Annotated in this window: 12 protein-coding genes; 11 read left to right on the top strand and 1 reads right to left on the bottom strand. The window is 70.8% G+C overall.

Features of this window, described 5'->3' with window-relative positions:
• Nucleotide 1 precedes the first annotated feature (1 nt).
• The 11 genes from CIK81_RS01135 (at nucleotide 2) to CIK81_RS01085 (ending at nucleotide 11,246) form a co-directional block, all read left to right on the top strand.
• Nucleotides 2–1,000, top strand: coding sequence for a site-specific tyrosine recombinase XerD (locus tag CIK81_RS01135; protein ID WP_096163162.1), 999 nt, complete (start codon nucleotides 2–4; stop codon nucleotides 998–1,000).
• A gap of 227 nt (nucleotides 1,001–1,227) precedes the next feature.
• Complete coding sequence (locus CIK81_RS01130; RefSeq protein ID WP_241963889.1) at nucleotides 1,228–2,043, top strand: ParA family protein; 816 nt, start codon at nucleotides 1,228–1,230, stop codon at nucleotides 2,041–2,043.
• A complete protein-coding gene (locus CIK81_RS01125; RefSeq protein WP_114355287.1) occupies nucleotides 2,043–2,921 on the top strand; it encodes a pseudouridine synthase in 879 nt (292 codons plus the stop codon). The genes CIK81_RS01130 and CIK81_RS01125 overlap by 1 nt, the downstream gene beginning before the upstream one ends.
• Nucleotides 2,918–4,027 (top strand): prephenate dehydrogenase, encoded by a 1,110-nt coding sequence (locus CIK81_RS01120; protein WP_096163159.1) that lies wholly within the window; start codon nucleotides 2,918–2,920, stop codon nucleotides 4,025–4,027. Before CIK81_RS01125 ends, CIK81_RS01120 begins: the two co-directional genes overlap by 4 nt.
• 20 nt (nucleotides 4,028–4,047) lie before the next feature.
• A complete protein-coding gene (der, locus tag CIK81_RS01115; protein ID WP_096163158.1) occupies nucleotides 4,048–6,309 on the top strand; it encodes a bifunctional cytidylate kinase/GTPase Der in 2,262 nt (753 codons plus the stop codon).
• Between the two features lie 87 nt (nucleotides 6,310–6,396).
• Entirely contained in the window at nucleotides 6,397–6,687 is a 291-nt protein-coding gene (locus CIK81_RS01110) for a hypothetical protein (RefSeq protein ID WP_114355286.1), read from the top strand.
• A gap of 39 nt (nucleotides 6,688–6,726) precedes the next feature.
• A complete protein-coding gene (locus CIK81_RS01105) occupies nucleotides 6,727–7,200 on the top strand; it encodes an NUDIX domain-containing protein (protein ID WP_096163156.1) in 474 nt (157 codons plus the stop codon).
• Nucleotides 7,197–7,844: a hypothetical protein gene (locus CIK81_RS01100; protein ID WP_096163155.1), complete on the top strand. Its 648-nt coding sequence runs from the start codon at nucleotides 7,197–7,199 to the stop codon at nucleotides 7,842–7,844. The genes CIK81_RS01105 and CIK81_RS01100 overlap by 4 nt, the downstream gene beginning before the upstream one ends.
• A 176-nt stretch (nucleotides 7,845–8,020) precedes the next feature.
• The gene (locus CIK81_RS01095; protein ID WP_096163216.1) at nucleotides 8,021–9,415 is read left to right on the top strand and encodes an extracellular solute-binding protein; all 1,395 of its coding nucleotides are present in this window, start codon (nucleotides 8,021–8,023) and stop codon (nucleotides 9,413–9,415) included.
• Nucleotides 9,412–10,356, top strand: coding sequence for a carbohydrate ABC transporter permease (locus CIK81_RS01090; protein WP_096163154.1), 945 nt, complete (start codon nucleotides 9,412–9,414; stop codon nucleotides 10,354–10,356). Before CIK81_RS01095 ends, CIK81_RS01090 begins: the two co-directional genes overlap by 4 nt.
• Nucleotides 10,353–11,246, top strand: a complete 894-nt coding sequence (locus tag CIK81_RS01085; protein ID WP_096163153.1) for a carbohydrate ABC transporter permease — start codon at nucleotides 10,353–10,355, stop codon at nucleotides 11,244–11,246. The genes CIK81_RS01090 and CIK81_RS01085 overlap by 4 nt, the downstream gene beginning before the upstream one ends.
• 23 nt (nucleotides 11,247–11,269) lie before the next feature.
• Here the strand turns inward: CIK81_RS01085 and CIK81_RS01080 are convergent, their stop codons facing one another.
• Nucleotides 11,270–12,463 (bottom strand): acyltransferase family protein, encoded by a 1,194-nt coding sequence (locus CIK81_RS01080; protein WP_114328425.1) that lies wholly within the window; start codon nucleotides 12,461–12,463, stop codon nucleotides 11,270–11,272.
• Between the last annotated feature and the right edge of the window lie 41 nt (nucleotides 12,464–12,504).

Below are 12,504 nucleotides of genomic sequence, written 5' to 3'. Positions count from 1 at the left end.
GGTGACCCCCAGCAGCGGTCCGTCGTCCTCCGGGGAGCAGACGCTGCGCCCGGGGGACACCCGGATCCTCGAGCAGTACCTGAGCCATCTGCGCATCGAGCGCGGGCTCTCGCAGAACACGCTGTCGGCCTACCGTCGCGACCTCGAGCGATATCTCGCCGAACTGGCCCGGGAGGACGTGGACCCCGCCGACGTGGATCCGCAGCGGCTCACGGACTGGGTGCAGACGCTGCGCACCGGGAGCGACGGGGGCAGTGCGCTGTCGGCCTCATCGGTCGCCCGGGCCCTCGCCGCCGTGCGCGGCCTGCATTCCTTCCTCGACGCCGAGCGGGTCTCCACCACCGGGGACCCCTCGCGTCTGGTCCCCACGCCGTCGATCCCCTCGCGGCTGCCGCACCCGCTGTCCATCGACCAGGTCGAAGCCCTGCTCACGGCCGCCGGGAGCCCCGGCACCGGGCGGGACTCCGCCGAGAGGGCGCTGCGCGACCGGGCCCTGCTCGAGCTCCTCTACGGGATCGGAGCCCGCATCTCCGAGGCCATCGGGCTGGACCTCGACGACGTGGACCGCGACCAGCGCTGCGTGATCCTGCGCGGCAAGGGGGACAAGCATCGGATCGTGCCGGTCGGACGCTACGCGCTCGAGGCCCTGGACGCGTACCTCACCCGCGGGCGTCCCGCCCTGGCCGCTCACGGCGCCGGCACCGCGGCCATCTTCCTGGGCTCCCGCGGGACCCGCCTCACACGGCAGGCCGCCTGGCAGGTGGTCCAGCGAGCTGCTGAGGACGCCGAGCTGGGGGAGCTGCCCACCCCGATCAGCCCGCACACGCTGCGTCATTCCTATGCGACGCATCTGCTGCACGGCGGCGCCGACGTGCGCAGCGTCCAGGAGCTCCTGGGGCACGCATCGGTGACCACCACCCAGCTGTACACGCAGGTGACGGTGGACTCGCTGCGGGAGACCCATGCCGGTGCCCACCCCAGGGCGCGGCGAGGGGCTTAGACTTGTCCGGCACGGCGACCCCGCACGACCCCATCAGCGGGCGTCGTCGCCGATCTTCCGGCGACTGCATGCAGCCGCCTCTTCCCGGGCTGGGTCCGGAGCCCGTCGGCAGGCACGACGGCTCCTCCCGCCCGCGCACCGCCCTACGACGCCGACGACAGGACACCGACGTGAGCTCGACCTCCAATCAGCAGCTGGACATCGACCTCGGACCCACTGGTCGACCGATGCCTGAGCTGCCGGAGCCAGCACCGCTCGACGGCCACGGACCGGCCCGCATCATCTCGATGGTGAACCAGAAGGGCGGGGTCGGGAAGACCACCAGCGTGATCAACCTCGGAGCCGCTCTCGCCGAGCTCGGGCGCAAGGTGCTGCTGGTGGACCTCGACCCGCAGGGCGCACTGAGCGCCGGCACCGGGGTGAACCCCTACGACCTCGATGTGACCGTCTACAACCTGCTCATGGAGCGGGACCACGACGTGCGCGAGGTGATCCGCTCGACCTCGACCGACGACCTCGACGTGCTGCCGGCGAACATCGACCTCTCCGCCGCGGAGGTCACTCTCGTCAACGAGGTCGCCCGCGAGATGGCGCTCGCCCGCGTGCTGCGTCCCGTGGTCGACGACTACGACGTCATCATCATCGACTGCCAGCCGTCCCTGGGACTGCTGACGGTCAACGCGCTCGCGGCGAGCCACGGCGTGATCATCCCGCTGGAGGCCGAGTACTTCGCACTGCGCGGTGTGGCGCTGCTGGTCGAGACCATCGAGAAGGTCCAGGACCGGATCAACCCGCGCCTGGAGATGGACGGGATCCTCATCACGATGTTCGATCCGCGCACGCTGCATGCCCGTGAGGTGTGCCAGCGCGTTGTCGGGGCCTTCCCCGACAAGGTCTTCCACACCACGATCAACCGCACGGTGAAGTTCCCCGACGCCTCCGTCGCGGCCGAGCCGATCATCTCCTTCGCCTCCTCCACCAAGGGCGCCGACTCCTATCGGCAGCTGGCCCGGGAGCTCATCGCTCGCGGCGCCGCGGCCTGATGGCCGCCGCGAAGGGCCCCCAGGGCCGGGGACCTCGACGACGCAGCGCCTTCACGCCGCCCCGGAACGTGAAGCTGCGCGACGGCGAGGGCACGAAGCGTCCCGCGCCTGCGGACAGGGGCGGCGAGGGACCGGATCTGCACCGTGCGGAGGGGGAGCGCCTCCAGAAGGTGCTCGCCCGCGCCGGCTTCGGCTCCCGCCGCGCGTGCAAGACGCTGATCTCGACCGGCCGGGTGATGGTCGACGGCGTCGCCGTGCGGGAGCTGGGCGTGCGCGTGGACACCGCCACCCAGGTGCTCCACGTCGACGGGCGGCGCCTCCAGCTGGACGACGCGAAGGTCACCGTCGTGCTCAACAAACCGCGCCACGTGGTCTCCGCGATGAGCGATCCGGAAGGGCGGCGCGACCTCACGGAGTTCGCGGAGCGCTACCCCCATCGCCTCTTCCACGTGGGCCGGCTCGACTACGAGACCGAGGGTCTGCTGCTGCTGACCAATGACGGGGACCTCGCCCACCGGCTCACCCATCCGAGCTTCGAGGTCGACAAGACGTACGTGTGCCGCTTCGACGCCCCGGGCGGCCCGCCCCGGGGCCTGGTGAAGACCCTCCGGGACGGAGTGGAGCTCGACGACGGCGCCGCACGCGCCGACAGCGCCCGGGTGCTCGCGCAGAACGGTCGTGAGGCCGTCGTCGAGATCACCCTGCACGAGGGCCGCAATCGGATCGTGCGCCGCATGTTCGCCTCCCAGGGCTTCGAGCTCACCGCCCTCGTGCGCACCCGGATCGGTCCGGTGGTGCTCGGGGACCTCGACGAGGGGGAGACCCGCGAGCTGACCGGCCGCGAGCTGGGCACGCTGATGGCCGAGGTGGGTCTGTGACGACTCTCGTGCCCTCGCCGGTGCGGATCATCGGCACCGGCCTGATCGGCGGCTCGCTGGGGATGGCGCTGAGCAGCTCCGGTGCCGCCGTGCAGGTCGAGGACATCTCCCCGGGCACCAGGTCGCTCGCCGTCGAGCTCGGCGTGGGCTCGCTGCCCTCGCCCGAGGACCCGGACCCGCAGCTCGTCCTGGTGGCCGCACCGCCGGACGTGGCCGCACAGGTCATCGACCGGGCGCTGCGCGCCTGGCCGCAGGCCGTCGTCGCGGACGTCGCGAGCGTGAAGACCACGGTGCTCGAAGGGGTGCGCGCACTCGCCCGCGGGGAGGACCTTCCCCGGTACATCGGCGCCCACCCCATGGCGGGCCGTGAGGTCTCGGGCGTGATCGCCGCCCGCGGGGACCTCTTCCAGGGACGTCCTTTCGTGATCGTGCCGCACCAGGGCTCCCGGGCCGAGGCGGTGACCGCGCTCAAGGCCGTCGCCACCGAGATCGGCTCCGTGCCGGTCACGATGGACGCCGCCGCGCACGACACCGCGGTCGCCCAGGTCTCCCACGTCCCGCAGGTGATGTCGAGCCTGCTCGCGAGCACTCTGCTCGCACCCACCGAGACGGCCCTCGGCCTCTCCGGGCAGGGTCTGCGCGACACCACACGCATCGCCGACTCCGACCCACGGCTATGGGTGGAGATCCTCGGCGCCAACGCCGCCTCGGTCGCCGGGGTGCTCGGCGAGGTGCGCGATCGGCTCGACGGGGTGATCGGGGCGCTAGAGTCGCTGCGCGGCTCCCCGGACCCGTCGATCGGATCGCGCAGGGCGCTCGCGTCGCTGGTCGCCGACGGCAACCGCGGGGTGCGACGGATCCCCGGCAAGCACGGAGGCCGCACCGACGCGTTCGCGACGCTGACCGTCCTGGTCCCGGACCGTCCCGGGGAGCTCGCGAGGCTGCTCACCGAGATCGGGCAGATCGGGGTCAACCTCGAGGATCTCCGTCTCGAGCACGAACTGGGCCGTGCCGTCGGGCTCGCGCACGTCGCCGTGGACGCCACCCGTGAGGAGCTGCTCACCCGATCGCTCGGAGAACGCGGCTGGACCGTCGCGGAGGCGTGAACTCCCCGTATCCTTGAACGATGCACACCAGCGCGCCGCACGATCCCTCTGCCCTCGCGATGCCCGGCTCCGAGTCCGGCATCACCATCGCGATCGACGGTCCTGCCGGATCGGGCAAGTCGACCGTCTCTCGCCTCGTCGCCGACGCCCTGGACGGCGGGATGCTCGACACCGGCGCCATGTACCGGGCGATCGCCTGGTTCTGCCTGGACCAGGGGGTCGACCTCTCCGACCGTGAGGCCGTCGCCGCGGTCGCCGAGTCCCTCGACCTGGACCTGGGCACCGATCCCGCGGGGGCGACCGTCGCTGTCGGCGGTACGGACATCACCGCCGCCATCCGCGAACCGCGGATCTCCCAGCAGGTCAGCACAGTGGCCACCAACACCCTCGTGCGCCCCATCCTGCAGCGCCGTCAGCGCGAGGTGCTGTTCCGCACCGCCGCCGAGCGCGGCTTCTGCGTCGCCGAGGGACGGGACATCACCACGGTCGTCGCGCCCGACGCCCACGTGCGCATCCTGCTCACCGCGTCCGACGAGGAGCGCATGCGGCGCCGCGCCTCCGAGCTGCAGCTCGAGGACACCGAGGAGACCCGTGCCCAGATGGCCGATCAGGTGCTGCGCCGCGACCGCGACGACTCCGAGGTCTCCCAGTTCCTCACCGCCGCGGAAGGCGTGCACGACCTGGACACCACCGGCCTCGGCATCGACGACGTGGTCGAGCAGGTGCTGATGCTGGTCGCCGAGGCGGAGTCGGCCCAGGAGGAGGAGCAGCACGGCGCCCCGGAGCCCGTCGTCCGCACCCCGTCGGCAGGCGCCGTCGGGGCACCCGGCCAGCGGGACGCCGACGGCCCGTCGGACGAGGACGTGGAGACCGCGCTGCGCGCCGGGCTGAGCGACTACGCCCTCGACGACGAGGACATGGAGCTGCTCCTGGGCGAGGAGGGCGAGGGTCCCCGGCCCACCGAACAGCGCAACCTCCCGGTGGTCGCGGTGGTCGGTCGTCCGAACGTCGGCAAGTCCACCCTCGTCAACCGCATCCTCGGCCGCCGCGAGGCCGTCGTCGAGGACCGTCCCGGGGTGACCCGCGACCGCGTCTTCTACGAGGCCGAGTGGACCGGCACGGACTTCTGGCTGGTCGACACCGGCGGCTGGGAGGATCGCGTCCAGGGCATGTCCTATCGCGTCGCCGAGCAGGCCGAGGTCGCGATCTCCCTGGCGGACGTCGTCCTGTTCATCGTCGACGCGAACGTCGGGATCACCACCACCGACGAGCAGCTGCTGAAGGTGCTGCGCAAGGCGAAGTGCCCCGTCGTGCTGGTCGCCAACAAGGTCGACGATCCCCGCGGCGAGCTCGAGGCCGCCGCGCTGTGGAACCTCGGGCTCGGCGAGCCCTTCCCGGTCTCCGCGCTCCACGGCCGTGGTTCGGGGGACATGCTCGACGCCATGGTCGCCGTGATGCCCGAGGAAGGGCGCGGCGCCGCCGTCGACCACGGGCCGCGTCGTGTCGCGCTGCTCGGACGGCCGAACGTCGGGAAGTCCTCGCTGCTGAACCGTCTCGCACGGGAGAACCGCGTCGTGGTCGACGACGAGGCGGGCACCACCCGCGACCCCGTCGATGAGCGGATCACCCTCGGTGGCAAGGACTGGACCTTCGTCGACACCGCCGGCATCCGCCGGCGCGTGCTGCAGTCGCAGGGCGCCGACTACTACGCCTCGCTGCGCACCCGGGCCGCGCTGGACCGCGCCGAGGTCGCCGTGGTGCTGCTGGAGGCCTCGGAGCCCATCTCCACGCAGGACCTCAAGATCATCGACATGGTGCTCGAGTCCGGCCGTGCGCTGGTGCTCGCCTTCAACAAGTGGGACCTGATCGACGAGGAGCGCCACAAGCAGCTCGAGCGCGAGATCGAGCGCGATCTCGCCCACGTCGCCTGGGCACCGCGGGTGAACATCTCCGCCCAGACCGGTCGCCACGCGGAGAAGCTGGTCCCGGCGATCGAGCGCTCGCTGAAGTCCTGGGACGTCCGCATCCCCACCGGCCGCCTGAACGCGTTCCTCGGGACGCTGGTGGCCGCGCACCCGCACCCGCTGCGCGGCGGCAAGCAGTCCCGCATCCTGTTCGCGACGCAGGCGCGCACGCGTCCGCCCCGCTTCGTGATCTTCGCCAGCGGTTTCCTCGAGCACGGCTACCGTCGGTTCATCGAGCGTCGCCTGCGCGAGGACTTCGACTTCACCGGTTCGCCGATCGTCATCGGCGTGCGCATCCGCGAGAAGCGCCGCGACTGACCAGGCCCCCAGCCGCTCCAACTGCTCCAGCTCTCCCCACCGCTCCAGCTTTCCAGCCCTCCCGCCGTCCCCGCCACGAGGAGCACGATGCCCGTCCAGGATCCGGAACACACCGTCGACCGCGGGTCGCTCCAGACCAGCGCCATCATGTTGATCGTCGTCGGATTCCTGTGCGGGGCGATGATCCCGTCGGTCTTCGGCATCATCGCCCTCGTCCAGCTGGACAGCGACTCGCGCTCCGCGCGGCAGATGACCAAGATCGGCTGGCTGATCTTCTGGGTGCTCCTGGGGATCGGCGTGCTCTTCATCGTCGGCTGGCTGCTGGTGTCGCTGCTGATGTTCGGCGCGGTCGCCCTCCCGTTCGTCGTCGGCACCTGACCGTTCGTCGAGTCCCTGAGAGAGCCCCCGAGGAGTCGTATGCCCACCCCGGACTTCGTGCTCGCCCTGCGCGAGCACGTCGGTCATGACCTGCTCTGGATGCCCGGTGTGACCGCCTTCGTGCTGGATGCGGACAGGCAGCACATGCTCGCGGTGCGCCGCGCCGACACCGGGGCGTGGACCCCGGTCACCGGCATCATCGATCCCGGGGAGGAGCCCGCCTCGGCGGCCGTCCGCGAGGTCGCCGAGGAAGCAGGCGTGGACTGCGCTCCGCTGCGGCTCGTCGACGTGCGCACGCATCCGCCCCTCACCTTCCCCAACGGCGACCACGCCCAGTTCCTGGACCTGTGCTTCGTGTGCGAGCACACCGGCGGCGAGCCGTATCCGGCCGACGGGGAGAACACCGAGGCCCGCTGGTTCCCGCTCGAGGACCCGCCGCCGATGAACGATCGGTTCCTGGCGCAGCTGCAGATCGTCCTGGCCGATCGCCCCGAAGCACGGTTCCGTCGATGAGCCCCGAGGCACCGCTGCGCCGTCGCGACGGCACTGTCGATCCGCTGCCCGGCACCCGTGCCGCGTTCCCGCTGTCCGACCGCGAGGGCGACATGGCAGTGATGCGTGTCCTCGCCGCCCCTCGTCGGGACATGGCACGGGCCGGCCGGCTCAGCAGACCGCTGCAGCCCTTCGCGGACTCCCTGCTGATCGACGTCGAAGTGGCCGGGCGGATCGTGCTGCCCGGCGCCTGGGTGCGCCACGACGCCCTCGCCCGAGGCACCGCCCTCCCGCCGGCCACCGTCGGTGCAGGGGACCTGCGCCCGCCCGCGGTCATCGTCGGCACCGCCGACGCGGCGCAGCTGCACTGGGGGGAGACCGTGTGGCCGCTGGACCTCGGCGGAGTGGTCGCCATCCCGGACGTCGCCCGGGCCGAGCCGCATCCGTTCTCGCGCCTGCGACGCCTCACCCTCGTCGCGGCGGGACGTCGCGCCGACATCGCGCTGACCCTCTGGCAGGCACCGGGCTTCGAGATCCCCTGGCACGACGTGCGCCTGCTCCCGCGGGCCGCGCGCTGGTTCGAGCTCGCGCAGGTGCCCGCCGGCATGCGCTATGCCGATGCCGAGCGCGCCCAGGGGGTCGGACGGGCGCGCGTCCGGCCCTGATCCGTCTGCTCCCGGCGCGGGCGGCGCTCGGTGCGTGAGCGCATGCACCGGCATCGCCGCGATCGATCCTGGTCACGAACGGAGGTCCGCACGTCGCCGCGCCGAGCCGATGATTTGTGATCCGCCTCGCACCGGTTAGGCTCAAGCGCGTGAACGACGTCGACGAGGAGGTCTTCGTGGCCCACCGACCACCCCACCGGCTGCCCACCGGCCGCCGCACCTTCCTGCGCTACACCGCCGGCGTCGCAGCGGTGCTCCCTCTGGCCGCCCTCGCCGGATGCTCCGGGAACTCGCGGGATCCGAACCTGATCCGGATCGCCTTCCAGCAGTTCGGCTCCGGCACGATCAAGGAGGAGTGGATCTCCGCAGCCGCCGAGGAGTTCTCCGCGGAGAACCCTGATCTGGTCGTCGAACTGGTCCCGATCGTGGCGGCGGAGAACGACTACTTCACCAAGAACGAGCTCCTCATGAGCTCCCCGCGCACCAGCCCCGATCTGGTCTACGAGGACTCGTTCATCCTGCTCTCCGACGTGGGCGCCGGCTATCTGCAGCCGATCACCGACCTGGTCGAGGGCCTGGAGAACTGGGACGACATCGCCGACGCCTCGAAGGACGCCGTCACGGGGGAGGACGGCGAGATCTACGGGGTGCCGATCACCACCGACACCCGCGCGCTGTGGTTCCACCGCGAGGTGTTCGCCGAGGCGGGCCTGCCCGAGGACTGGCAGCCCGGCAGCTGGGACGACATCCTCGAGGCGGCGCGCGCGATCCGCGACTCCGACAGCGAGGCGATCCCCTTCTTCATGTTCGCCGGCACCCCGCAGGGCGAGAAGGCGTCCATGCAGGGCTTCGAGATGTTCATGTACGGCACCGGCGACGGCACCGGCCTCTACGACGGCGAGGCGGAGAAGTGGGTCCTCGGCAGTCAGGGCTTCGTGGATTCGCTGGCATTCCTCAAGACGCTGTTCGACGAGGACCTCACGGGCTCGCTCGGCCAGCACCTGGATCCCAACATCTCCGAGACCATCTACTCCTCGCTGCTCCCGGACGGCAAGCTCGGGATGCTCATCGACGGGTCCTGGATCTCCCAGAACTGGACCGAGACCGCCCCGACGCCGTGGCCGGAATGGTCCGACGTGATCGGTCTGGCGGACATGCCCACCCAGGACGGCGGCGGCACCGGGACGGTGACCCTCGCAGGCGGCTGGGGCCTGTCCATCCCGAAGCACGTCACCGATCGCGAGGTCGCCTTCGGCTTCCTCCAGAAGCTGGTCTCCACCGAGACCCTCGTGAAGTACGCGATCGCGGACAACCACATCACGGTGCGTGCTGATGTCGCCGAACGCGAGGAGTACGCGAGCTATTCGCCGGCGGTCGAGTACTTCACCGACCTGCTCGAGAGCGCCTACTACCGCCCTGCGCTGCCGGCCTATCCGGAGGTCTCCTCGGCGCTCCAGGAGGCGATGGAAGCCGTCATGACGGGATCCACGCCCGAGGCCGCCGCAGCCGCCTATGACGCCACCGTCACCGACATCGTCGGCCCCGAGAACGTGCAGGAGGCCACCGCATGACCACCGATGCACCACCCGTCGCCGCCCGGGCCGGCAGCCCGGCGCCACGTCGGCGCCGCAGCCATCTCGGAGACCGCCTGACCCTCTCGCGCGCCCTGCCCATGGTGCCCGCCGGACTGCTGCTGATCGGCTTCATGCTCGGCCCGATCATCTACTCGCTGTACCTCGCCTTCACGGACAGTGCCATCCGCGGGGACGGGGCGGCCGAGACCAGCTTCGTCGGCTTCGACAACTTCATGGACGCCTTCACCGACGGGGACTTCTGGAACGCGGTGGGCCTGACCCTGATCTTCACCGTGGTCTCCGCCGTGATCGGTCAGAACGTGATGGGCATGCTCCTGGCCCTGCTCATGGAGCGCGCCAACCGGGTGGTCTCCTTCCTGGTCACCTCCCTCATCATCGCGGCGTGGATCCTCCCCGAGGTGGTGGCCGGCTATCTGCTCTACACCTTCTTCGCGAGCGAGGGCAGCCTCAACACCCTCCTCACCTCGGTCGGACTCCCGGCGCAGGACATGCTGTTCACCGCACCGATCCTGGCGGTGTCGTTCGCGAACATCTGGCGCGGGACGGCGTTCTCGATGCTGGTCTACTCCGCGGCGCTCAGCTCCGTGCCGGGGGACGTCTACGAATCCGCGGCCCTCGACGGGGCCGGGCCCGTCCGCCGCTTCCGATCGGTGACGCTGCCGCTGATGCGGCCGGCGATCGCGACCAACCTCATGCTGACGACCCTGCAGACCCTGTCGGTCTTCGGACTGATCTTCATCATGACGGGCGGCGGTCCGGCCCGGCAGAGCCAGACCCTGCCCCTGTACATGTACGAGCAGGCGTTCTCCTACGGTCAGCTGGGCTACGGCACCGCCGTGGCCCTGCTCCTGCTGCTGATCGGGGCCGTCGCCTCGATCGTGTACCTGCGTCTGCTGCCGGAGGAGGACAAGCGATGAGCGCGACGACCACCCGTACCAGCCCGCAGGGTCGGACGAGAGCCACCCCGAAGGCCGCGAAGCAGGGATCCCGTGCACGCAGCGCGTCGGTCGCGAGCACCGTGGTGATGATCGTGATCGGTCTCGGCTTCGTGGTGCCGCTGCTCTGGGTCGTGCTGGCCTCGTTCGACACCGAGGCCTCCCTGTCCGTGGCCTGGCCCGACCGTTGGAGCCTGGGGAACTTCTCCGCCATCTGGAACGCGGAGACGACGTTCCGGCCGCTGCTGAACTCCCTCATCCTGTGCGGCGGCGCGACGATCGTGACGATGTGCGCGGCGATCCTGTGCGCCTATCCGATGTCACGCTTCCGGTTCAAGGCGAAGCGCCCCCTGCTGCTGACCGTCATCTTCTCCACGGGTCTGCCGATCACCGCGATCATGATCCCGGTCTACTCGCTGTTCGTGCAGGTGAACCTCGTGGACTCGATGGGCGGGGCGATCCTCTTCCTCGGTGCGAGCTCGCTGCCGTACGCGATCTTCCTGACCAAGGGGTTCATGGACGGTGTGCCGGTCGAGATCGAGGAGTCCGCGTGGACGGAGGGCGCCGGGGTGCTGCGTGCCCTGTGGTCGGTGGTGATCCCGCTGATGCGCTCCGGCCTGGCGGTCGCCACGATCTTCACCTTCGTGAGCATGTGGGGCAACTTCTTCGTCCCGTTCATGCTGCTGCTGAGCCCGGAGAACCTGCCGGCGGCCGTCACCCTGTACACCTTCTCCTCGCAGTACGGTCAGGTCGCCTACGGACAGCTCGCCGCGTTCTCGATCTTCTACTCGCTGCCGGTCGTGGCGCTGTACCTGTTCCTGGGCCGCAGCCTGGGCCAGGGCTTCGCCGCGGCGGGCGGCGTGAAGGGCTGAGCGGGGACCACGAGCCCTGATCGTCACCGGCGCACGAAGACGGCCCGCGGCCGACGGTGCCCGTTCAACCATGCGCCGATCCAGGTCGAGCGCACGAAGAGGTCGTAGCTCAGCAGAAGGACCGCCATCACCACGATCAGAGCAACGGCGAGCTGAAGCAGGATCGGCGCGCCGAGCGCGGCGAGCGGCACCTCGACGAGGAGCAGCAGGGGGAAGTGGACGAGGTAGATCCAGTAGGAGGCGTCCGTCAGGTAGCGCACCCAGGGGATCGCACGCTGCACGAGCCGTGCGGTGAGTCCGAGCAGCCCGTACACCCAGGCCCAGCCGGCGAGCGCGGCGAACGCGGCGGTCAGGAGCGCAGGGGCGAACATCGGTGCCGCCAGCGCGAGCGGGCTGAGCAGGACAGCGATCACCAGCTGCGGGATCCACTGGCGCTCCAGCCGGGCCAGGGATCCGGATCGCGCTCGCAGGAACCAGCCAGCCAGGAAGGCGCCGCTGTAGCCGATGCTGGCCCCGGCTACCGGGACCAGGGTGTACGGCTCGATGATGCTGGCGTCGCTGCTCTCCTGGACCATGAGACCTGCGGCGTACGGCACCGCGGCCAGCACGACGCCTACGGGCGAGGCGAGCGCCCCACCGATCCGTCCGGCGGCTCCGGCGGCTCGTTCGGTGCCCAGCATCCGCAGCAGGACGGCTCTCACCGCCACCACGACGAGCGCGATCTCCAGCAGGAGGAGCAGGAACCACAGGTGCATCGTGGGCACGGCGAGGAATCCGGGGGTCGCAGCAGGGCCGGTGTCCGCTGCGGCGATCGGTGCGGCTCCGCGGACCACCCCGTTCAGGACCACGGCGGCGATCATGAGCGCGAACAGTCCGGGCCAGAAGGCGACCAGGGGGAGCCCGATCCGGGTGAGACGGTCCTTCACATAGGCCGCGACGCCTCGGCGGTGCAGCACCATGTGGCCGAAGTAGCCCGCCAGCATCATGAACAGCGCCATGCGGAACAGATGGATGACGCCGACCGCGCCTGCCGCCGCCCAGGACTCGTGGGCGTCGTCGACCAGCCAGTTGCCGCCGGGGAGGAAGGGCATCAGGGCGTGGAGCAGCACGCCGAGCAGGAGGGCGCCGCCGCGCAGCGCGTCGAGGTGGTGAAGTCGGGTCGTCGGAGCCCGGGCGGGGATCGTCTCCGTGGGCTCGGGCGAGAGGCTCTGGGACATGCACTCGACATTAGGGGTGCCGAGTCCGGTGCGCCTCGGCC

It is taken from the genome of Brachybacterium sp. JB7 (assembly GCF_003335205.1).
In the GTDB taxonomy this organism is placed as follows: domain Bacteria; phylum Actinomycetota; class Actinomycetes; order Actinomycetales; family Dermabacteraceae; genus Brachybacterium; species Brachybacterium alimentarium.
The sequence above is the reverse complement of the archived record's forward strand: the minus strand, read 5'-3'. Positions and strand labels throughout refer to the sequence as shown.